This is a genomic window from Actinoplanes sp. NPDC024001 (genome assembly GCF_040638955.1).
Lineage (GTDB): Bacteria > Actinomycetota > Actinomycetes > Mycobacteriales > Micromonosporaceae > Actinoplanes.
Window position 1 is genome coordinate 1 of sequence record NZ_JBEZZB010000119.1, and the last position, 21,603, is coordinate 21,603.

Consider the following 21,603-nt stretch of genomic DNA (forward strand, 5'->3'; position numbering starts at 1 on the left):
CGCTGCCCGGGGCGCGCACCGCGAGGCCGCCGCCCAGTACGCGCGGGCCCTCCGCTTCGCCCGCCCGCTGCCCCCGGCGGACCGCGCCGAGCTGCTGGAACGCCGCTCCCACGAGTGCTACCTGACCGAGCAGACCACCGAGGCGATCGCCGCTCTGCGCGAGGCGATCCGGCTCCGCCGGCAGGCCGGCGACCGCCCCGGCGAGGGCGCGGCGCTCGTCGCGCTGGCCCGGCGGCTGTGGTGCGGCGGCTTCGCCGAGGAGGCGGCGCGGGCCGGCCGGGCGGCCCTCCAGCTGCTCGACGGCCTGCCACCGGGACCGGAGCTGGCGGTGGCGTGCACCCACGAGTCGGCCGCCCGGCTCAACCTGGAGGACTACCCGGGCACGCTGGAACACGGCGAACGCGCGCTGCGGCTGGCCGAGGAGCACGACGTGCCGGAGGTCGTCGTGCACAGCCTCAACAACGTTGGCACCATGCGGCTGCTGCACGACGAGCCGGAGGGCATCCACGACCTGGAGCGCAGCCTCGCCCGGGCGGAACGTGACGGGCTGGCCGAGCACGTCGGCCGGGCCTATCTGCACGCCGGCTGGGCGCTGACCCGAACCCGGGCCTACCACCTGGTGTCCTGGCTGGACCGGGGGATCGCGGCGTGCGAGGACCTCGGGCTGGAGGCGTGGAGCAGCTATCTGGTGGCGTACCGGGCGCGGTACCGGCTGGACACCGGCCGGTGGGCGGCCGCCGCCGAGGACGCCCGGTCGCTGGTGCGGACCGCGGAGCCGGCGCCGCTGCTGCGCGTCCTGGCGCTCACGGTCGCCGGCCTGGTCGCCGCCCGGCGCGGGACGCAGGACCCGTGGCCGGCCCTGGACGAGGCGCGTGAGCTGGCCGAGGGGCAGTTCGAGGTGCAGTACCGGGCGCCGGTCGCGGCGGCCCGGGCGGAGGCGGCCTGGCTCGGCGGACGTGACGTCGAGGCGGAACTGCGGGACACCTTCGAACTGGCCCGGCGCTGCGATGCCGTCGGGGTGACCGGTGAACTCGCCTGGCTGCGGGCCCTGGCCGGGACGCGGGCGCCGGCGCCCGCCCTGGAGCCGTACCGGTCCCAGCTCGGCGGGCGGGTGGAGGAGGCCGCCGCACAGTGGCGGGCGCGCGGCTGCGCGTACGACGCTGCGCTGGCATTGGCCGGCGCGCCGCACGAAGCCGGCCTGCGTGCCGCGCTCGCGGAATTCCAGCGGCTCGGCGCCGCACCGGCCGCCGCGATCGTCACCCGCCGGCTGCGCTCACTGGGCCTGCGCGACATCCCGCGCGGGCCGCAGCGCCGCACCCGGGACCACCCGGCCGAGCTGACCCGGCGCGAGGTCGAGGTGCTGGCGCTGGTCAGCGAGGGCATGTCGAATGTGGAGATCGCGCAGCGGCTGTTCCTGTCGACGAAGACCGTGCACCACCACGTCTCGGCGATCCTGCGCAAGCTCGGGGTGTCCCGGCGCGGCCAGGCCGCCCGGCATTACCTGGGCACTCACACCGATTTCCCGGGGCCGCCGGATGCCTAGCGTCGAGTTGCATGACGACACCCTGGCAGATCCAGCAGGAACTGATCCGGGCCCGGGAAGCTGATCTCGCCCGGGCCGCGCGGCACCAGCACCGGCCGGCGGCCGGCGGCCGGCTTCGTGCCGCACTCGACCACTGGTTCTCCTGGCTCCCCGCCCGGCCGTTTCCGGCCGTTCGGGGAGCACCTCAGCGGGATTCGTCCGCGTAACGCCCGGCCAGCAGCGCCGAGACGGACCGGTGCAGGGCGGCCTGGGCGGCCTCCACCGGCAGGTCCATGGCCTCGCGCCAGGTCGCCCAGGTCGGCCACTGGCTGATCGAGGTCAGGGCGTTCAGCAGCTCGTCGTCGCCGTCGATCTCGGCCGGGAAGGTGTGCAGCAACTCGTCGCGTACCCGGTTGGAGTGCAGCTTGCGGTAATGCTGCAGACCGGTCGAGAAAGGCTCCTTCAGCGCCGAGGCGCGCGCGTTGGGGCTGATCTCCTCCAGGAGGCGGGCGCGCTGGCGGCTGTACGCCTCGATCCGCTCCGCCAGCGGCAGGTCCGCCGGCACCGGCTGGTAGGAGGCGTCCCGCTGTTCGAGCACGCGCTGACCACTGGCGGTCATCAGCGCCTCCATGTCCGCGAAGTGGCTCCACAGGGCGCGCAGCGACACCCCGGCCAGCTTGGCGATCCGATCCGCGGTCGGGCGCAGGTCACCCTCGCGGATCAACTGGAGGTGGGCGTCGACGATCGCGTTGCGGGTCCGTTCGGACCGCGCGGTACGACCGTCGACGCGGGGCGGTGTCGTCACGAGCCACTCCGGTAACGCTTCAGTTCGCGGTGGGCGAGGGAACGCTTGTGCACCTCGTCCGGGCCGTCGGCGAGGCGCAGCATGCGGGCGCTCGCCCAGAGCCCGGCGAGCGGGGTGTCCTGGCTGAGGCCGGCCGCGCCGTGCGTCTGGATCGCCTTGTCGAGGATCCACTCCACGGTGGACGGGACCACGATCTTGATGGCCTGGATCTCGGTGTGCGCGCCCCTGTTGCCGACGGTGTCCATCAGCCAGGCGGCCTTGAGCACCAGCAGCCGGGCCTGCTCGATGCGGACCCGGGACTCGGCGATCCAGTCCTGGATGACGCCCTGCTCGGCGAGGGTCTTGCCGAACGTGGTCCGGGCCAGCGCCCGGGTGCACATCAGTTCCAGGCCGCGCTCGGCCATGCCGATCAGCCGCATGCAGTGGTGGATCCGGCCCGGCCCCAGGCGCGCCTGGGAGATGGCGAAACCGCCGCCCTCCTCGCCGATCAGGTTGCTCGCCGGGACCCGTACGTTCTCGAAGATGAGCTCGGCGTGCCCGCCGTGGTCGCCGTCGGTGTAACCCATGACCGTCATGCCGCGCTTGACGGTCAGGCCCGGGGTGTCGCGGGGCACCAGGATCTGACTCTGCTGCACGTGCCGGGCGGCGTCCGGGTCGGTCTTGCCCATCACGATGAAGATCTTGCAGTTCGGGTTCATCGCGCCGGTGATGTAGAATTTGCGGCCGTTGATGACGTAGTCGTCGCCGTCCCGCTCGATCCGGGTGCCGATGTTGGTGGCGTCGGAGGAGGCCACCTGCGGCTCGGTCATCGCGAACGCCGAGCGGATCTCTCCGGCCAGCAGCGGCTTCAGCCACCGTTCCTGCTGCTCCGGGGTGCCGAACTCGGCGAGAACCTCCATGTTGCCGGTGTCCGGCGCGGCGCAGTTCAGCGCGGGCGGTGCGACCGCCGGGCTGCGGCCGGTGATCTCGGCGAGCGGGGCGTACTGCAGGTTGGTCAGCCCGGCGCCGTGCTCACCGGGGAGGAAGAGGTTCCACAGGCCGGCTTCCTTCGCTCTCTCCTTCAGAGAGGACAGCACGGCCGGTGGCTCCCAGCCGTCGCTGTGGAACGACGCCTCGGCGGGATAGACGTGCTCGTCCATGAAGGCGAGCAGCCGCTTGCGGTAGTCCTCGGTCTTCGCGTCGAACTCGAAGTCCATCAGTGTCCTTCCAGCGCTCGGTGGCCCTGCTCGATCAGGACCGGGACCATCGCCCCGATGGTGTCGAAGCCGGGGCCGACCGTCTGACCCTTGGTGTAGCGGTAGTGCACGCCCTCGAGGATGACGGCGAGTTTGAAGGCGGCGAACCCGATGTACCAGTGCAGGTCACCGACGTCGCGCTTGCTGCGCTCGGCGTACCGGGCGGCCATCTCGTCGAGTGACGGGTGACCGGGCAGGTCGATCGGGGCGACCGGCTGGCCGTCGCGGAACAGCAGCGGTCGGCCGGCGTAGACCAGCATCAGCGCGAGATCGCTGAGCGGATCACCCAGCGTCGACATCTCCCAGTCGAGAACGGCTCGCACCGTCAAGTCGGGACCGATGAGCACGTTGTCCAGGCGGAAGTCGCCGTGCACCACCGCGCCCGGCCCGCCCGCGGGGATGTCCACAGCGAGGCGGGCATGCAACTCCTCGACGCCGGCCAACTCGCGGCTGCGGGAGGCGTCGAGTTGCTTCTTCCACCGGCGCACCTGCCGCTCGTTGAACCCCTCCGGCCGCCCGAAGTCGCCGAGGCCGATCGTCAACGGATCCAGCGAGTGCAGGTCGGCGAGGGTGTCGACGAGGGTCAGCGTCAGCGCGTGCAGATCGATCCGCTCAAGATCGGCTGCCTCCCGGTAGATCGTCCCGTCGACGTGCTCCATCAGGTAGAACGGCGCGCCGATGACCGAGGTGTCGTCGCAGAGCAGGACCGGTTTCGGCACTGGGAACCCGGCCTCCGAGAGCGCGGAGAGAACCCGGTGCTCGCGGGCCATGTCGTGTGCCGTGGGCAGCACGTGCCCGAGCGGGGGCCGCCGCAGCACCCAGCGGTTCGTGCCGTCGGTGACCGCGTAGGTCAGGTTCGACCGGCCGCCGGCGAACATCGTCGCGGCCAGCGGCGGACTGTCCAGATAGGCCTGGAGTTTCGCCAGGTCCAAGCCCTTCACGTCGACGCCTCGAAGCCGCGCTGCAACTTGTTCATGCCACCCAGCCAACGATCCGGATCGGTCGCGCGCAAGCGGTAGTAGTCCGCCACCTCAGCATGCGGGAGGATCAGGAACTCGCTGCCCGCCAGCGAGGCGGCGACCAGGTCGGCGACCGCCTCGGGCGCCAGGGCGCCCTCCGCGAGCAGGGCGGCGCTGCCGCTGCCGCCCTCGTTACCCCGGGTCAGCATGTCGGTGCGCACGCCCTGCGGGCAGAGCGCCTGCACGATCAAACCTCGATGTGCGTACGTGGCCCGCAGCCACTCGGCGTACGCCAGGGCGGCGTGCTTCGTGACCGAGTAGGTCGCGCTGCCCAGCAGGGTGAGCAGCCCGGCCGCGCTCACCGTGACCAGCAGCCGCTTCGGTTCGCCGCTGTCCAGCCACCGGGGCAGCAGCGCCCGGCTCACGTAGACGTGCGACATCACGTTGACCCCGAAGTCGCGCTGCCACTGCTCGTCCGGCGTGTTCTCGTCGCCGGACGACAGCACACCCGCGTTGGAGCAGAACAGGTCGATCCCGCCGAGTTCGGTCCAGGCGGTGTCGATCAGATTCCGGACGTCCTCTTCGCTGGCCGCGTCGCCGGGGACCGCGATCCCGCCGATCTCGCCGGCGACCGTGCGGGCGGCGTCGCCGTTCAGGTCGTTGACCACCACCCGGGCGCCGTCGGCGGCGAACCGGCGGGCCAGGGCGGCCCCGATCCCGCCGCCGGCGCCGGTCACGACCACCCGCTTCACTGGACCGACCCGGTCAGGGTGACGCCGCCGTCGATGACGATGGTCTGGCCGGTGATCCAGCCCGCCTCCGGTGAGCAGAGGAACGCGACCGTGGCGGACACGTCCTCGGGCACGCCGAGCCGCTTCATCGGGTACGTCGCGGCCACCTCGGCCTCCCGCCCCTCGTAGAGCGCCGTGGCGAACCGGGTCTTCACCACCGCCGGGGCGACCGCGTTGACCCGCACCTTCGGCGCCAGCTCGACGGCGAGTTCCTCGGTGAGGTGGATCAGAGCCGCCTTGGTGGTGCCGTAGAAGCCGATCCCGGGCGCCGGCCGGACGCCGGAGACCGAGGAGATGTTGACGATCGAGCCGCCGTCGGCCTCGCCGAGGCCACCACGCAGCGCCTCCTGCACCCAGCCGAGCGTGCCGATCAGGTTGACGTCGGCCATCTTGCGGGCGGCGTTCAGGTCGATGGTGGCGAGCGGCCCGTACGCCGGGTTGATCCCGATGTTGTTGATCAGTGTGGTGACCGGCCCGAACTTCTCCCGCACCGTGTCGACCACCGCGGCCCGGTGCGCCGCGTCGTCGCCCTTGCCGGCCACCCCGACCGCCACCTCGGGGCCGCCGAGCTCCTTGACGGCGGCCGCGAGGGCGTCGGCGTCGCGGCCGGTGACGGCGACGCGGGCGCCCTGGGCTATCAAGCGCTGGGCGATGGCGAACCCGATTCCTCGGCTCGCACCGGTCACGATTGCTACCTGGTCTGCCATCGCCCAACCTCTCGTCGTTTTTGTTGCATAGGGAGTGCAGATATTACGCGGCCGGTACGCCGTTCTGCGGCGGCGTCACAGCCTGCGCCTGGTGCGGCGCCACCGGAGCCTCCTTGTCGTCGGTGGTGTACGGCGTGCCGAAGAACACCGCCTTGCCACCCTCGACCTTGGTGAGCTGAGTTCCGCCGTACCCGGAGTGGTCCGACTCGGAGAACCGCAGCGGAACCAGACCCGGGCCCTGGAAGCCGTTCTTCTTGACCGCGTCGATGATCCCGTCGCGGGTCAGGTCCTTGCCCGCGGCCTGCAGGGCCTGGACGAAGAGGTACGCCACCGACATGCCGTAGACGATGTTGTTGTCGAACTCGGCGTTGCCGTTGTGCTCCGCGTTGACCTTCTTGAAGAGCTGGATCCACGGGTTGGCCTCGTCGGTGGTCAGCGGCAGGTAGTTGGCCGCCACCACGCCTTCCATCAGCGGCGCGGCGGCACCCAGGGCCTTGCCGACGGTCGTCGGGTCGGCGCCCACGTTACTCACCACGAACTGCGGCTTGAAGGCGATCTTCGCAGCCGTACCGATGGAGAGCGCTGTGAAACCGGGCACTGTCGCGAGCATGACCACCTGGCAGCCGGCCGACTTGAGCGCACCCATCTGCGGGCCGACGTTCGGGTTGCTCGTCACGTAGCTCTGCTTGGCCGCCACCGGGCCGAGCACCTTCTCGACGCCGGCCAGCATGTCCCGGCCGAAGTCGTCGTCCTGCCCGAGGAAGCAGACCTTCTTGCCGGCCTGGCTCTCCTTCACGTAGGTCGCCAGGATCTTGCCCTCGACCGTGTAGTCCGGGTTGAACCCGAACGTGCCCGGGTACTTGTCCGGCTGGTTCCAACTGCGGCTGCCGCTGGCCACGAAGAGGTCCGGCACCCGGTTGGTCTTGAGGAAGTCGAGCACGCCGGTGTGCGTCGGCGTGCCCAGGCCGTTCAGGATCGCGAAGACCTTGTCCTGCAGGACCAGCTCACGCACCACGGTCTGGGTGTTCGCCGGGTTGTACCCGTCGTCCTTGACCTTGTAGGTGATCTTGCGGCCGTGGATGCCGCCGTTCGCGTTGACGAAGTCGAAGTACGCCTTGGTCGCCGGCGCGATCTTCGAGTAACCGGCGGCGGCCGGGCCGGTGAGCGGCATGTGCGTGCCGACCACGACCTCGGTGTCGGTCACACCCGGGACATCGGCGCCGCCGCTGTTGCCGCCACCCCCGTCGTCGCTGCAGCCCGCGGCACTTGCCATCAGCACGACGGCCAGCGCCGTCGCTACCGTGCGTTTCATCGGTTCCTCCTGAACTTAATGCGGATTGAGGCGAGGCCGCCGGGGGCGGCGAGCATGACGACGACGAGCACCACGCCGAACACCACCAGCGCGAGGTTGCCCTCGAGCCGGTGCGAACCGGTCTGCTCGGCGATCGACTGGGACAGCGTGGGGAGCAGCACCAGCAGCACCGCGCCCAGCAGCGAACCGATCAGGCTGCCCAGCCCGCCGATCACGATCGCCATCACCAGGAAGAGCGAGAGCGTCAGCGGGAAGGCGCCGGGCGAGACGCTCTGCGCGAGGAAGGCGAACAGCGCGCCGGCCAGGCCGGCGCAGGCCGCGCTCACCACGAAAGCCAGGACCTGGGTACGGGCGACGTTGATGCCCGCGAGCTTGGCGGCGGTCTCGTCGTCCCGCACCGCCCGCAGGTCCCGCCCGAACCGGCCGCGCACCAGCAGCACCAGCAGCAGCACCGTGACCAGCGCGCCGGCCCAGCACAGCCAGGCCTGCCAGCGTTCCATCGGGATCGTCCCCGGCGGCGGGTTCAGCACCACCGACAGGCCCTGATCACTGTTGAACGTCTCGTCGAACGTGCTGGTGACCGATGGCACGACGATCGCCACCGCGAGCGTCAGACCGGCCAGATAGGGTCCGCGCAGCCGAGCCGCGGCCAGGCCGATCACCGCCCCCACCGCGGTGGTCACCAGGATCGCCAGCAGGAAACTGAGCGGCAGGTTGATCCACTTGTTCTGCGCCAGCGCGAGGGTGTAGGCGCCGGTCGCCATCAGCGCGCCGTGCCCCAGCGACAGCTGCCCGTTCAGTCCGGTCAGGACGGTCAGGCCGGCCGTGACGCAGAAGTAGGCGCCGACCGTGGCGAGCTGGTAGTTGCGGAACGGCGGCAGCGTGTAGGTCAGCGCGAGCACGATGGCCGCGCCGGCCACGATCACCAGGATCGCCGGGATCGGGCGCCGGCGGGCCGGCGCCGGAGCAACCAGATCGGGTACGGGCGCCGCGCTCGACTTCGCCTTGATGTCGGTCATGGCTGTGCCTCCTTCGGCATGCCCTCCTGGCCCTCGCCTGCGATCCAGCAGGCCGGTGCGGCTGGGTGCCGCTCGGTGCAGTCGGTCATGGCTGTGCCACCTTCGGCATGCCCTCCTGCGGCTGGGTGCCGCTCGGTGCAGTGGGTCATGCCACCCTCGCCTTCGAACTGGAGAACAGACCGCCGGGCTTGCCGAGCAGCACCACGACGAGCAGCAGCAGAACCGCCATCGGGGCGACCGTCGGCTCGACGTAACCGCTGACGTAGGAGAGCAGCAGGCCGACGACCAGACCGCCGACGACCGCGCCGATCGGGCTGTCCAGGCCACCCACCACCGCGGCGGTGAACGCCGAGATGAAGACCACGTCCATCGCGGTCGGGTGCAGGCCCAGCTCGGTGGGGACCACCAGCATCCCGGCGAGCGAACCGACCGCCGCCGCCAGCGCCCAGCCGAGCGTCAGCATCCCGCCGACCGAGACACCGAGCAGCCGCGAGACGTCCGGCGCGAACGCCGCGGCCCGCATGCGCAGGCCCACCGCCGTACGGGTGAACAGCAGCGTGAGCGCACCGACCACCGCGCCCACCGCCGCGAAGACGAACACGTCGTAGCGGGAGAGCAGCGCCACCCCGCCCACCTCGAAGGCGTCCCGGCTGAACGGGGCCTGCACCGGCAGGAACTCGTTGCCGTAGATGATCCCGAGCACGCCCTGGATCACCAGCACCAGACCGAGCGCCACGACCACCCCGTTGAGTGGCGACGAGTGGTCCACGAACCGCATCACCACCCGCTCGACCGTGACGCCGAGCACCAGACCGAACGCGATGGAGACCACGAACCCGAGCCAGTACGACCCGGTCGCGTTGGTCACCGAATAGGCCGCGTACACCGCGGCCACCGCCATCGCGCCCTGCGAGAAGTTGACGATCCGGGCGGCCCGCCAGATCAGCACCAGGGCCAGAGCGAACGCGGAGTACACCGCGCCCCGGCTCAGCCCGTCGAAAGTCAGATAGACGAACTCGTTCATGCCTCTTCCTAAAAGCCGAGGTAGGCGTGCCGGAGATCGGCGTCGTCGCGCAGGACCGCCGCCTGGTTACGGACCACCACGCGGCCCAGCGCCAGCACCACACCCTGGTCGGCGATGGAGAGCGCACTGCGGACGTTCTGTTCCACCAGCAGCACCGCCAGGCCGGTGCGTTCCCGCAGGTCCCGCAGCAGTGCCATGATCTGCCCGGTCACCTTCGGGGCGAGGCCGAGCGACGGCTCGTCGAGCAGCAGCAGTTTCGGCGTGCCGACCAGGGCCCGGCCCAGGGCGAGCATCTGCCGCTCGCCGCCGGAGAGCTGGTGACCGGCGAAGTCGCGGCGCTGCGCCAGCGGCGGGAACAACTCGTAGACCTCGTCGAGGGACCGCTTCGCCTCGGCCCGGTCCTTGCGCCACAGCCCGCCGAGCCGCAGGTTCTCGTCCACGGTCAGCTCGGTGACCACGCCGCGGCCCTCCGGGACGTGCCCGATGCCGCGGCGCACCAGGTGCTCGACCCGGGTGCCGCGCAGGTCCTCACCGGCGAAGACGACCTTGCCGCGGCTGCTGCGGACCAGCCCGGAGAGGGTACGCAGCAGCGTGGTCTTGCCGGCCCCGTTCGCGCCCAGCACCGCGACGATCTCTCCGGGTTGGACGGTGAGATTCACGTCGTGCAGGACGGGCGCGGCGCCGTACCCGGCGGTGAGGCCCTCGACCTCCAGCAGTGCGCTGCTCATGCCGTCTCTCCTGCCGTTGCCGCGGTACGCGTGGCCATCGGCGTTCCTCCTTCTGCGGACCGTCGTGCTGTTCGCTGGTATGGCTGCGCCGCCGGCTCACCTCGGTGGCCGGCGTGCTGCGGGTATGGCGATGGAGCCGGCCGAAGGCCGGCTGCGGCGTGTCGTGGCCGATCAGGCCGTCAGGCGGCTGCGCCCAGATAGGCGTCGGTGACCCGGGGGTTGTTGCTGATCTCCTCCGGCGAGCCGAGCGCGATCGGCTTACCGAAGTCCAGCACGAGGATTTCGTCGCACACCGACATGACGAGGTCCATGTGGTGCTCGACCAGGAGGACCGTGGTGCCGGTCTCCTTGATCAGCGTGGCGAGCCAGTGGATCTCGTCGGCGTCGAGGCCGCCGGCCGGCTCGTCGAGCATCAGGATCCGCGGTTTCGCGACCAGGGCGCGAGCCAGCTCGATCCGCTTGCGAATGGCATAGGGCAGCGCACCGGGACGGGCGCTGGCGTAGCGGTCGACACCGCACGTGGCGAGGGCGGACATCGCCTCCGCCTCGGCGCGGCGGCCGCGTGCGCCGACCATCACGTTCTCCAGGACGGACATGCCGCCGAACTGGCCGACGCCCTGCAGGGTCCGGGCGATGCCCAGGCCGTTGAGCTGGTGCGGTCGCGGCCGCCAGGGCTGCCCGTCCAGGGTGAGGTGTCCCGAGGTGGGCGGCACGAAGCCGCAGATGACGTTGAAGAGGGTGGTCTTGCCCGCGCCGTTCGGCCCGATGACCCCGACGATCCGGCCCGGCGCCACGCGCAGCGAGACGTCGTCGAGAGCGGTCAGACCGCCGAAGCGAACGGTTATGTGATGGAGCGCGAGCTCCTTGAGCGGGGGATCTGTTGACATGGAGCCACCTCGCCGGACCGGCAAAAGTCCTGTGTGGAGCGTGAAGGTCAACTATTTACACTTGGAGTGTAACTTTCTCGGCGGGCTCGTCAACCTCTTGCAACGCCCCTGTTACCTCGAAGTTTCGAGGCCTCTCACGGCCCCGTCCGTTTCCGCTCCGGTTGACGGCTTTCCCCCGCGCCGACGCCCACTCAGCTGTCACCCAGCGCTGCTTCCCGCCCGCCCAGGCGCCCCCGCCCGCCAGCCACCCCACCCGGCTGTCGCCCAGTGCTGCCCGCCGGGCGCTGAGTGGTCCCCGGCGGTCAGCCGATGCCCGAAGGGTGGCCCGGAACCAGGTGTCAGGCAACGCCCGCGGGGCGGAATTGCACGCTGACGCGCGGCCCGACCGGCTTCGCCGTCTTCGGCACCGCGTGCTCCCAGGTGCGCTGGCACGACCCGCCCATCACGATCAGATCGCCGTGGCCGAGCGGGAACCGCAGAGTCTCGTGCCCACCGGCCCGCGGCCGGAGCAGCAGATTGCGCGGCGAGCCGAAGGACACGATCGCGACCATGGTGTCGTGTTTCGCCGACCGGCCGTGCGTGTCGCCGTGCCAGGCGACACTGTCGCGGCCGTCGCGATAGAGGCACATCCCGGCGGTGACGAACTCCTCGCCGAGCTCCTCCGCATAGTGGCTGTTCAGCGCCGCTTTCGCCGCGTCGAGCGCGGGATGCGGCAGTGCTTCCCGCCCGCTGAACCACCGCAGCAGGCGAGGGACGTCGACCACGCCGTCATACATCTTGCGGCGCTCGGCCCGCCAGTCGATGTCGAGCAGGGTCTCGAAGACCGCGTCGGAACCGTGCATCCAGCCGGGAAGCACGTCGACCCAGGCGCCCGCGGTCAACCGGTGCCGGGTCAGGCGGCCGGCCAGCGGCTCGAGCGTGCTGGCCGGCCCGGACGTCAGGTCGCACCCGGCTGTCAGATCGAGCAGGGACGGCTGGTAGCTCATACCCCCACTTTAGTACTCACGTTCGATTCGGCGGGCCTCAGCATCGAGGCGGCCACGATCGACGCGATGATGCCGCCGGCCACGCCGACCAGCGCGGTGACCGAGATGGCGTCGACGAACGCGTTCTGCGCGAGCCGGGCCAGCGAGCCGTCACCGGTCGCGGCCGCGACGACGAGGGCGTCACCCACGGATTCGCGGGCCGGCCCGGTCACGCCCTCCGGCAGCCCCGACCGGTACGCGGCCGTCAGCACCGCCCCCAGCACCGCGACGCTCAGCGCGGTGCCGACCTGCTGCACCGTGTCGTTGACCGCGGAACCGACCCCGGCCCGCTCCGGCGGCAGCGCGCCCAGCAGCGTCCCGACCGCCGCCGGCGCCGCGATGCCGCTGCCCATGCCCATCACCACCAGCGCGACGGCGAGCTTGAGGTAGCCGTCCTCCGGGCTGAGCGAGGCGAGCACCCCGAAGCCGGCCGCCATCAGCAGCAGCCCGCTCGACAGTGCCACCCGTGCGCCGAACCGCTTGTCCACGACGACGCCGACCCCGTTGAACGCCATCGCGGTCACCAGCATCGGAATGAACGCGGTACCCGCCTTGAGGGGTTCGTACCCGAGCACGAACTGCAGGTACTGGGTGATGGCGAGCACCACCCCGCCGGTCGAGAAGCCGAGCAGCACGATGGAGAAGCTCGCCCCGGCGAAGTTGCGGTTGCGGAAGAGCCCGAGCGGCAGCATCGGCGTGTCGGTGTGCCGCTCCCACAGGCCGAAAACGGCGAGCGAGACCGCGGCGACGGTGAACCCGCCGAGCGTCTGCCCGGAGGTCCAGCCGTGCTCGGGGGCGCTGATGATGCCCCAGACCAGGGCGGTCATGCCGAGCATCGAGGTGACCGCGCCGATCAGGTCGGGCCGGGTCGCCGGCCCCCGGGACTCCGGGATGATCAGCAGCGCCGCGACGATGCCCAGGATCGCGATCGGGATGTTCAGCAGGAAGACCGAGCCCCACCAGAAGTGCTCCAGGAAGAGCCCGCCCAGGGTGGGCGCCCCGAGCGCCCCGAGCATCAGCACCGAGCTCCAGATCGCGATCGCCTTCTTGCGCTCGCTGTCGTCGAAGACCGTGGTGAGGATGGAGAGGGTGCCCGGCATCAGGAACGCGGCGCCGGCGCCCATCAGGCCGCGCACCGCGATCAGCTGACCGGGTGTCTCGCAGATGGTGGCGAGCGCCGAGGCGCCGCCGAAGACGATCAGGCCGAACACCAGGCCGAGCCGGCGGCCGTGCCGGTCGGAGAGGCTGCCGGCGGTGAGCAGCAGGCCGGCGAAGACCAGTACGTAGGCGTCGATGATCCATTGGATGTCGGCGCTGCTCGCGCCGAGGTCGGTGATCAGCGACGGGATCGCGATGTTGAGCACCATGTTGTCGACGACGACCACGAGCAGGCTCAGGCAGAGCACGCCCAGGATCAACCAGCGACGGGGATGACGATCGGGCATCGGTGGCCCTCTCTCGTACGGTGTGCGATGGACTCGAACACCGTACACCTAACTCGTACAGTGTTCGAGTGTCGCTAGGATGACAGGCATGCCCGACTTCGCCGACTCGGTGTGGACCCGTCCGCCGCGCACCCGGGGCGACCAGCCCGCACTCACCCGTGAGCAGATCGTGCGCACCGCGATCGAGATGCTCGACGCGGAGGGGGCGGCCGGCCTGAGCATGCGCCGGCTGGGCACCCGGCTCGGCTCCGGCGCCACCTCGCTCTACTGGCACGTCGCCCACAAGGACGAGCTGATGGAGCTCGCCGTCGATGAGGTGTTCAGCGAGATCTACGTGCCGGATCCGGCCGACACCGGCTGGCGCATGGGCGCATCGGTGCTGGCCAACGGCATGCGCGCGGCCCTGATGCGGCATCCGTGGGTGATCGGCCAGCTCGGCCTGCGCCCCACGATCGGGCCCAACGCGATGCGGATGGGCAACCGGATGGTCGCCCTGTTCTCGGCCGCCGGATTCACCGGGCTGGAGGTCTCGCACGCCGCCGCGGTGCTGCAGGCGCACGCCGTCGGGTCGGCCACCACCGAGTCGGCGGTGGCCGCGTCACTGCAGCGGTCCGGGGTCGATCCTCGTGACATGGCCCGGCAGCTGGAGCCGTTCCTGGAGCGGGTCGCCGGGGAGTACCCCGACTACGACAAGTGGCGGCGGGAGACCGACGAGGTCAACCAGGACCCCTACGCGATGTTCCAGGCCGGCTTCGCCTTCGGTCTCGAGCGCATCCTCGACGGGCTCGAACTGTGGCTCAACCGGCCCGCCGCGGAGTGAGAACCACCAGGTAACGGCAGGGCTGGTCGGTCGGGTTCGCATAGGTGCACGGCGCCGGCGCGCCCAGCTCCAGGCAGTCGCCCGGCTCCAGGTCGTGCTGGGTGTCACCCTCGTGGAAGCGCAGCCGGCCGGCCAGCACGTAGATCTGGTGTGCCGCGATCGCGAACGCGTCGGCCGGATAACCGACCGCGGCGCCGCCCGGCAGCTCGACCTCGACCAGCTGCGCCGATCCCGTGGCCGGCGAGACCGACCGCCGCAGGTAGCCGGTCTCCGGGTCGACCCAGGTCGTCTGGTCCGCCCGCCGGGCCAGCCGCGGCGACGTGCCCTCGGTGCGCGCGAACAGCTCCGACAGGGTGAGGCCCAGCGCGGCTGCCAGGCGCCCCAGCAGCGCGGCAGTCGGCTGCGCCTCGCCCCGCTCGATCTTGGCGATCATCGCGCGCGACACTCCCGACCGCTCGGCCAGGGCGTTGACGCTCAGCTCCCGATCGGTGCGCGCGGCACGCAGGGTGGCCGCCAGTTCCTGGGTGAGATCATCCGTCACCCTGTCACTATAGTGCGCATGATCGTCTACTATGACGGCATGTTGACGATCAGGGACGCCGCCCCGGCGGACGCGGCCGCCTGCGCGGCCATCTATCGCCCTTACGTGCTGGACAGCGCCGTCACCTTCGAGACGGAGCCGCCGACGGCGGCCGAGATGTCGGCACGGATCACCGCTTCCCTCCGGGCGCACGCTTGGCTGGTGGCCGAGCTTTCCGGCCAGATCATCGGGTACGCGTACGCGGGCCCGTTCGCCGCCCGGCCGGCCTACCGCTGGTCGTGCGAGGTGAGCGTCTACCTGGAGACCGGTCGTCTCCGCACCGGCGCCGGCCGGGCGCTCTACGAGGTGCTGCTGCCCCGGCTGGCCGATCGCGGTTACCGGGTGGCCGTCGCCAAGACGACCCTGCCCAACGAGCCGAGCCTGGGCCTGCACGCGGCCTTCGGCTTCGAGCCGGTAGGCGTGCACCGCCGCATCGGCTGGAAACACGGCGCCTGGCGAGACGTGGCCATCACCCAGCTCGCCCTGGCCCCCGACGACGGCGAACCCCCCGCTCTCCGATAGCGACTCGCGCCCTCCGCAGATCTTGTGGAACGCCACGATGACGGTGCGCCGAAGATCAACAGGATGGCGAGCCGCGAAGTGGCGGCAGGGCGGGACGCGGCGGTGGGGTCAGTCGGTGGCGAGGCGGGCGTGGCCGTGCATGTCGTGCCAGCCGTCGGCGTGCCGGGCCGCACCGCGCTGGGTGCCCTCCGCCGGGAAGCCGGCCACCTCGGCGACCCGGCAGGACGCGGTGTTCAACATGGAATGGCTCAGCTCCAGCCGGTACAGCTTCAGCGTGCCGAACGACCACTCGGCGAGCGCGGCCAGGGCGCGGGGTGCGATTCGGCGGCCGCGCGCGGACGGGAGCACCCAGTAGGACACCTCGGCCAGGCCCTCCTCCAGGTCAATCCGCCGGAGACTGATCTGCCCGGCGACCGACCCGTCCGCGGTGACCGCCCAGCCGGCGCCGGTTTCCGCGTTCCACCGGCCCGGCCAGCGGGCGATCCACTCGCGAGCCTCGGCCTCGTCCATGCTCCGGCAGTGCCACCGCTGGATCGCCGGATCCGCATAGCCGGCCACCACGGCGGCGACGTCCCGCTCCTGCCACGGCCGCAACAGCAGGCCGTCATGGGACAGGACCGGCTGGGGCAGATCGGCGAGGGCGCCGGGCTGCAGGGCGGGTGTGTAGAGGTTCGGCATGCCGCGACCCTATCCGCGGATCACTTCTCCTTCTCCGGGTCCGGGTGGTGGTAGACGACCTGCTCGGGCGGCAGCGGGAAGGTGATGTCCTCACCGAACGGCGAGAGCCCGCCCTGCAGCGGCGCCGCGACCTCGGAGATGTCCATGAGCCCGTCCGGGCCGACCGGCGCGCTTTCCGGCAGGCGCGCGCTGGAGAGTGGTGTGCCGGCCGCGACGCCGGTGACCCCGACCGGGGTGCTCGGCGCCATCGACCCGGACGTCTCCAGCTCATCCCGGCGGAAGATCTTGCGGCCGAGCCAGACCAGCGGGTCGTAGCGGCGGTCGACCACCCGTTCCTTCATCGGGATGATGGCGTTGTCCGTGATCTTGATGTGTTCCGGGCACACCTCGGTGCAGCACTTGGTGATGTTGCAGAAGCCCAGACCCTGGCTGGCCTGTGCGTACTCCTTACGGTCGCTGCGGTCGTCGAGCGGGTGCATGTCCAGCTCGGCGGCGCGGATGAAGTACCGCGGGCCGGAGAACGCCTCCTTGTTCTCCTCGTGGTCGCGGACCACGTGGCAGGTGTTCTGGCAGAGGAAGCACTCGATGCACTTGCGGAACTCCTGGCTGCGCTCCACATCGATCTGTTGCATCCGGTAGTCGCCGGGCGCCACCCCGGCCGGCGGCGCGAACGCCGGGGTCTCCCGCGCCTTCTCGTAGTTGAACGACACGTCGGTGACCAGGTCCCGGATCACCGGGAAGGTCCGCAGCGGCGTGATCGTCACGGTCTCGTCCTCGGCGAAGGTCGACATCCGCGTCATGCAGCCGAGCCGCGGGCTGCCGTTGATCTCCATGGAGCAGGAGCCGCACTTGCCCGCCTTGCAGTTCCACCGGCAGGCCAGATCGGGCGCCTGGGTGGCCTGCAGCCGGTGGATGATGTCGAGGACGACCTCGCCCTCGTTCACCTCGACGTCGAAGTCGCGCAGGTCGCCGCCGGACGCGTCGCCCCGCCAGACCCGGAAACGCCGTTTGGTGCCCATCAGTGCTCCTCCAACTCGGCCAGTTCCTCGTCGGTCAGGTATTTCGCCAGCTCGGCACGGTCGAACAGCTCGATCAGCTCGTCGCGCATCCGCGGCACCGGTTTGCGTTCCAGCAGCACGTCGCCGCTCTCGTCGAGCGAGCAGACCAGGTTGACGCGGCGCCACTCCGGGCTCATCTTCGGGTAGTCCTCGCGGGTGTGCCCACCGCGTGACTCCTCGCGCTCCAGGGCCGCTTTCGCCGTGCACTCCGAGACGACCAGCATGTTGCGCAGGTCGAGCGCCAGGTGCCAGCCCGGGTTGTAGCGCCGGCCGCCGTCGGCGGCCACGTTCGCCACCCGGCTGCGCAGCTCGTGCAGGCGTTTCAGCGCATCGGCGAGCTCACCCTCGCGGCGGATGATGCCGACCAGGTCGCCCATCACCGCCTGCAGGTCCTGCTGCAACGTGTACGGGTTCTCGCCGCCGGTCCGCACCAGCGGGGCCAGTGCCACCTCGGCCGCGGCGGCCACCTCCACCTTGGACACCTTGGGGCGCGCGCCGAGGGCGTCCACATATGCCGCCGCGTGCTCGCCCGCCCGCTTGCCGAAGACCAGCAGGTCGGAGAGGGAGTTGCCACCGAGCCGGTTGGACCCGTGCATCCCGCCGGACACCTCGCCGGCGGCGAACAGGCCGAGCACCCTGCCCAGGGCCGCACCGGTGTCCGGCTCCACCTCGACGCCACCCATCACGTAGTGGCAGGTGGGGCCGACCTCCATCGCCTCCTTGGTGATGTCGACGTCGGCCAGCTCCTTGAACTGGTGGTGCATCGACGGCAGTCGCCGGATGATCGTCTCGGCCGGCATCCGGGTGGAGACGTCGAGGAAGACGCCACCGGCCGGGCTGCCCCGGCCCGCCTTGACCTCACTGTTGATCGCCCGGGCCACCTCGTCGCGGGGAAGCAGCTCGGGAGGGCGGCGGTTGTTGTCCGGATCCGTGTACCACCGGTCCGCCTCCTCCTCGGTCTCCGCGTACTGCTTGCGGAAGACGTCGGGAACGTACTCGAACATGAACCGCTTGCCCTCGGAGTTGCGCAGCACCCCGCCGTCGCCGCGCACCGACTCGGTGACCAGGATGCCCTTCACGCTGGGCGGCCAGACCATGCCGGTCGGGTGGAACTGGAGGAACTCCATGTTGATCAGCGTGGCGCCGGCCCGCAGCGCGAGCGCGTGACCGTCCCCGGTGTACTCCCAGGAGTTCGAGGTGACCTTGTAGCTGCGGCCGACCCCGCCGGTGGCGAGCACCACCGCCGGCGCCTCGAAGAGCAGGAACTCGCCGGACTCCCGGTAGTACCCGAACGCGCCGGCCACCCGGTCGCCGTCGAGCAGCAGCTCGGTGACGGTGGTCTCCTGGAAGACCCGGATCCGCGACTCGTAGCTGCCGGTCTCCGCGTAGTCCTCCTGCTGCAGCGAGACGATCTTCTGCTGCAGGGTCCGGATCAGCTCCAGACCGGTCCGGTCGCCGACGTGCGCCAGCCGCGGATACTCGTGGCCGCCGAAGTTGCGCTGCGAGATCTTGCCGTCCTTGGTCCGGTCGAACAGCGCGCCGTAGGTCTCCAGCTCCCAGATCCGCTCCGGGGCCTCCTTGGCGTGCAGCTCCGCCATCCGGAAGTTGTTCAGGAACTTGCCGCCGCGCATGGTGTCCCGAAAGTGCACCATCCAGTTGTCGCGGCTGTTCACGTTGCCCATCGCGGCGGCGGCCCCACCCTCGGCCATCACCGTATGGGCCTTGCCGAACAGTGACTTCGAGATGATCGCCGTCTTCTTGCCGGCCAGCCGGGCCTCGATCGCCGCGCGCAGGCCGGCGCCACCGGCGCCGATCACGACGACGTCGTAAAGGTGTCGTTCGATCGTGGTCATCGTGGCCGCCCTCAGTTGATGAAGCGCAGGTCGGAGTACCACTCGGCGGCGAGACCCATGATGTAGAAGTCGGTCAGCGCCAGGGTGCCGAGGGTGATCCAGGCCAGTTGCATGTGCCGGGTGTTGAGTTTGGAGACGAACGTCCAGAACCGGTAGCGCAGCGGGTGCTTGGAGAAGTGCTTGAGCCGGCCGCCGGCGATGTGCCGGCAGGAGTGGCAGGACACCGTGTACGCCCACAGCATGATCACGTTGACCCAGAGGATCACGTTGCCGAGCCCGAGCCCGGTCGCCTGGGCCACCGCCGCGTCCCAGGTGTTGATCAACGAGATGATCACCGCGGCGTAGAACGCGTACCGATGCGCGTTCTGGAAGATCAGCGGGAAGCGGGTCTCTCCGGAGTAGCGCTTGTGCCCGTCCGGCACCGCGCAGGCCGGCGGCGACAGCCAGAACGACCGGTAGTACGCCTTCCGGTAGTAGTAGCAGGTCAGCCGGAACAGCAGCAGGAACGGCAGGCTGAACGCCGCCTCCGGGATCAGGAAGAAGTTGGGCAGCGGAGTGCCGAACAACGCCGCGTCACCGCACCGGTCGGTCAGGCACGGCGAGTAGAACGGCGTCAGATAGTGGAAGTCCTCGACGAAGAACCATCGGTGCATGAATACCCGGACGGTGGCGTAGGTGACCCAGGCCGCCAGCCCGACGAAGGTGATCAGGGGAGCGAGCCACCAGCGGTCGGTGCGCAGCGTTTTCGCCGCGATCGCCGCGCGCGCCCGGCTGCCACCCGGCGTCGTTGCCGTCGTCGTCATTCCATCTCCCTGACAGTGCCGTCTCTCAGGTGCGTGCCGTCGCCCGGTGACCGCCTCAGGGCACAGGTGTGCCCCACGTCAGCCGTCGCCGAACGACAGTGATGTGGGGCACACGTTACGCCGAACGTCCGACTCTTTGCGGGCCGGGATGCCCCGCGCGTCACAAAAACGCCATCCCGGACCGCGTCGACGCCTGCCGATGGAGTATTGGATCTTTCTGAACGGCTCAGCCGGAGGCGTTGCCCGTGACGTTCCACGCCGCCAGATGCAGGGCCGGCGCCGCATAGCGCGCGCGGCCCCAGGACTCCGGCAGCAGCACCGACTCGGCGCCGATGCCGAGCACCCGGCCGGGGCCGAGCGCCTGCGGATAGGACTGGGTGAAGCGCAGGCCGCCGACCGCGGAGACGATCTCCCCGTCCTCCACCAGCCAGACTCCGTTGCGGGTCAGGCCGGTCACCACCAGGCTTTTCGGGTCGAGCACCCGGGTGTACCACAAATCGGTGACGAGCAGCCCCCGCCGCATCCGGGCGACCAGCGGACGGGCCGACTCGGCGATCGGCCCGGTGCCGTTGCCGCCGGGCCCTCCGGCTGGTCGCTCCGACGCCTCCAGGCGCAGGTGCGTCGGCTGTGGACCCCAGGACCGCGAGGACGCCGAGGCGTGCCCGGTCGACTCCGCGCCGTCGTCCTGTGCCGCCGAGGTCCGATCGTGGGCCACCGCGCGGGTCACCCCGTCGCGGACCAGGACCAGCGACCGGCGCGGGGTGCCCTCGTCGTCGAAGGGCAGGTCGGGCGCCGGCTCGCCGCGGCTGCCCAGTGGCTCGTCCACGATGGTCACCGACGGGTCGAACTGCTCCGTGCCGGGCTCGGCGAAGGACTGACGCTGCACATACGCCTTGCCGTTGAAGCCGTAGGTCCCGAAGTTCTGCAGCAGGTCGGCGACCGCGTCCGGCTCGAGGACCACCTCGTAGTCCCCGGGTGGCAGCTCGACCGGGCGGCGGGCCGCCCGGGCCTTGGCCGCGGCGCGGGCGCCGAGGGCCGCGCCGTCCAGATCGGCCAGCCGTGCCGATGCCAGCCGGGCGACCCCATCGGCCCCGTCGACACGGGCGATGCCGTCCATCGCCGCCTCCGCCGCCCGCCCCTCGACCGCCTGACCGGCGGTGTTGGCGAAGGCGGCCGAGACGTAGACGGTCCGGCAGTAACCGGCCGTCTCCAGGCCGTCGGCGGCCCGCACGAAGTCGGCCACCCGCTCGGCCCGCTCGGCCGGGGTGGCCCGCGCGGTGGCCTCGTCGAACCCGAACGCCAGACCGGACCGCTCACCGGAACCCGGATGGCCGGCCGTGACGCGCAGCGCGGCCGGCGGGGTCAGGCCGGGCCAGGACGGGTCGGCCGGGCTCACCCGGGCCGCCGCGATGGTCCGCTCGACCAGCGTGCGCAGCCCGTCGGCATCGGTGATCGTGGTCGAACCGCCGGCGGTGCGGCCGTCCAGGTGCAGGCGCAGCCGCACGGCGGTGACGACGTCGGCCACGTTCTGATGAATCGTCGAGTTCGCGAAGCGGGTCAGCGCCTGGGCGTCGTGCCGCACCACGACCTCGGCCTCCGCCGCCCGCCCCGCCAGCGAGCGGACCAGTTCGATGACCTTGACCGCGATCCCCAACTCAGCGCTCATGCCGCCACCTCCGCTGCGCTCCGGCGTCGCCATGAGTTCAAGACTGAGCCGAATGATTCGCTCGCAAGCTCGCTCATGCCGCCACCTCCGCTGCGCTCCGGCGTCGCCATGAGTTCAAGACTGAGCCGACCGATTCGCTCGCAAGCTCGCTCATGCCGCCACCT

22 protein-coding genes are annotated in these 21,603 nt (G+C 71.0%); 4 read left to right on the forward strand and 18 right to left on the reverse strand.

Annotation, left to right across the window (positions count from 1 at the left end):
- A partial coding sequence (locus AB0F81_RS35220; protein ID WP_360204280.1) for a LuxR C-terminal-related transcriptional regulator occupies positions 1-1,543 on the forward strand: 1,543 nt, incomplete at its 5' end.
- Positions 1,544-1,554: 11 nt separating this feature from the next.
- Positions 1,555-1,749, forward strand: coding sequence for a hypothetical protein (locus AB0F81_RS35225; protein ID WP_360204281.1), 195 nt, complete (start codon positions 1,555-1,557; stop codon positions 1,747-1,749).
- On the opposite strand, the gene AB0F81_RS35230 is transcribed toward AB0F81_RS35225, so the two are convergent.
- From AB0F81_RS35230 to AB0F81_RS35285, 12 genes are all read right to left on the reverse strand, one after another.
- The gene (locus AB0F81_RS35230) at positions 1,728-2,327 is read right to left on the reverse strand and encodes a TetR/AcrR family transcriptional regulator (protein ID WP_360204283.1); all 600 of its coding nucleotides are present in this window, start codon (positions 2,325-2,327) and stop codon (positions 1,728-1,730) included. The two genes, AB0F81_RS35225 and AB0F81_RS35230, sit on opposite strands and share 22 nt — an antisense overlap.
- On the reverse strand, positions 2,324-3,523 hold the full coding sequence (locus AB0F81_RS35235; RefSeq protein ID WP_360204286.1) for an acyl-CoA dehydrogenase family protein: 1,200 nt from the start codon (positions 3,521-3,523) through the stop codon (positions 2,324-2,326). Before AB0F81_RS35235 ends, AB0F81_RS35230 begins: the two co-directional genes overlap by 4 nt.
- Positions 3,523-4,503 (reverse strand): phosphotransferase family protein, encoded by a 981-nt coding sequence (locus tag AB0F81_RS35240; protein ID WP_360204289.1) that lies wholly within the window; start codon positions 4,501-4,503, stop codon positions 3,523-3,525. The genes AB0F81_RS35235 and AB0F81_RS35240 overlap by 1 nt, the downstream gene beginning before the upstream one ends.
- Positions 4,500-5,273, reverse strand: a complete 774-nt coding sequence (locus tag AB0F81_RS35245; protein ID WP_360204291.1) for an SDR family oxidoreductase — start codon at positions 5,271-5,273, stop codon at positions 4,500-4,502. The genes AB0F81_RS35240 and AB0F81_RS35245 overlap by 4 nt, the downstream gene beginning before the upstream one ends.
- Positions 5,270-6,019 (reverse strand): SDR family oxidoreductase, encoded by a 750-nt coding sequence (locus AB0F81_RS35250; protein WP_360204294.1) that lies wholly within the window; start codon positions 6,017-6,019, stop codon positions 5,270-5,272. The genes AB0F81_RS35245 and AB0F81_RS35250 overlap by 4 nt, the downstream gene beginning before the upstream one ends.
- A 43-nt stretch (positions 6,020-6,062) precedes the next feature.
- Positions 6,063-7,331: an ABC transporter substrate-binding protein gene (locus tag AB0F81_RS35255; protein ID WP_360204297.1), complete on the reverse strand. Its 1,269-nt coding sequence runs from the start codon at positions 7,329-7,331 to the stop codon at positions 6,063-6,065.
- Positions 7,328-8,350 carry a branched-chain amino acid ABC transporter permease gene (locus tag AB0F81_RS35260; RefSeq protein ID WP_360204300.1) on the reverse strand — a complete coding sequence of 341 codons (1,023 nt, stop codon included), beginning with the start codon at positions 8,348-8,350 and terminating at the stop codon, positions 7,328-7,330. Before AB0F81_RS35260 ends, AB0F81_RS35255 begins: the two co-directional genes overlap by 4 nt.
- Positions 8,351-8,495: 145 nt before the next feature.
- Positions 8,496-9,374: a branched-chain amino acid ABC transporter permease gene (locus tag AB0F81_RS35265; protein WP_360204302.1), complete on the reverse strand. Its 879-nt coding sequence runs from the start codon at positions 9,372-9,374 to the stop codon at positions 8,496-8,498.
- A gap of 8 nt (positions 9,375-9,382) precedes the next feature.
- A complete protein-coding gene (locus AB0F81_RS35270) occupies positions 9,383-10,102 on the reverse strand; it encodes an ABC transporter ATP-binding protein (RefSeq protein WP_360204305.1) in 720 nt (239 codons plus the stop codon).
- Between the two features lie 179 nt (positions 10,103-10,281).
- The gene (locus AB0F81_RS35275; protein WP_360204308.1) at positions 10,282-10,989 is read right to left on the reverse strand and encodes an ABC transporter ATP-binding protein; all 708 of its coding nucleotides are present in this window, start codon (positions 10,987-10,989) and stop codon (positions 10,282-10,284) included.
- Positions 10,990-11,327: 338 nt separating this feature from the next.
- Positions 11,328-11,975 (reverse strand): alpha-ketoglutarate-dependent dioxygenase AlkB, encoded by a 648-nt coding sequence (locus AB0F81_RS35280; RefSeq protein ID WP_360204311.1) that lies wholly within the window; start codon positions 11,973-11,975, stop codon positions 11,328-11,330.
- Positions 11,972-13,459 carry an MFS transporter gene (locus AB0F81_RS35285; RefSeq protein WP_360204314.1) on the reverse strand — a complete coding sequence of 496 codons (1,488 nt, stop codon included), beginning with the start codon at positions 13,457-13,459 and terminating at the stop codon, positions 11,972-11,974. Before AB0F81_RS35285 ends, AB0F81_RS35280 begins: the two co-directional genes overlap by 4 nt.
- 88 nt (positions 13,460-13,547) lie before the next feature.
- Here AB0F81_RS35285 and AB0F81_RS35290 point away from each other — a divergent pair, with 88 nt between their 5' ends.
- Positions 13,548-14,279, forward strand: a complete 732-nt coding sequence (locus AB0F81_RS35290) for a TetR/AcrR family transcriptional regulator (RefSeq protein WP_360204316.1) — start codon at positions 13,548-13,550, stop codon at positions 14,277-14,279.
- Here AB0F81_RS35290 and AB0F81_RS35295 read toward each other — a convergent pair.
- Positions 14,257-14,820, reverse strand: a complete 564-nt coding sequence (locus AB0F81_RS35295; RefSeq protein ID WP_360204319.1) for a helix-turn-helix domain-containing protein — start codon at positions 14,818-14,820, stop codon at positions 14,257-14,259. The two genes, AB0F81_RS35290 and AB0F81_RS35295, sit on opposite strands and share 23 nt — an antisense overlap.
- Before the next feature lie 18 nt (positions 14,821-14,838).
- Here AB0F81_RS35295 and AB0F81_RS35300 point away from each other — a divergent pair, with 18 nt between their 5' ends.
- Complete coding sequence (locus tag AB0F81_RS35300; RefSeq protein ID WP_360204322.1) at positions 14,839-15,381, forward strand: N-acetyltransferase family protein; 543 nt, start codon at positions 14,839-14,841, stop codon at positions 15,379-15,381.
- 108 nt (positions 15,382-15,489) lie between these two features.
- Here the strand turns inward: AB0F81_RS35300 and AB0F81_RS35305 are convergent, their stop codons facing one another.
- The 5 genes from AB0F81_RS35305 to AB0F81_RS35325 form a co-directional block, all read right to left on the reverse strand.
- On the reverse strand, positions 15,490-16,059 hold the full coding sequence (locus tag AB0F81_RS35305; protein ID WP_360204325.1) for a GNAT family N-acetyltransferase: 570 nt from the start codon (positions 16,057-16,059) through the stop codon (positions 15,490-15,492).
- Positions 16,060-16,079: 20 nt separating this feature from the next.
- A complete protein-coding gene (locus AB0F81_RS35310) occupies positions 16,080-17,078 on the reverse strand; it encodes a succinate dehydrogenase/fumarate reductase iron-sulfur subunit (RefSeq protein ID WP_360204328.1) in 999 nt (332 codons plus the stop codon).
- Positions 17,078-18,970, reverse strand: a complete 1,893-nt coding sequence (locus AB0F81_RS35315) for a fumarate reductase/succinate dehydrogenase flavoprotein subunit (RefSeq protein WP_360204331.1) — start codon at positions 18,968-18,970, stop codon at positions 17,078-17,080. The genes AB0F81_RS35310 and AB0F81_RS35315 overlap by 1 nt, the downstream gene beginning before the upstream one ends.
- 11 nt (positions 18,971-18,981) lie before the next feature.
- Complete coding sequence (locus tag AB0F81_RS35320) at positions 18,982-19,773, reverse strand: hypothetical protein (protein WP_360204333.1); 792 nt, start codon at positions 19,771-19,773, stop codon at positions 18,982-18,984.
- A 226-nt stretch (positions 19,774-19,999) separates the two neighbouring features.
- Positions 20,000-21,439, reverse strand: coding sequence for a metallopeptidase TldD-related protein (locus tag AB0F81_RS35325; protein ID WP_360204336.1), 1,440 nt, complete (start codon positions 21,437-21,439; stop codon positions 20,000-20,002).
- Positions 21,440-21,603 lie beyond the last annotated feature (164 nt).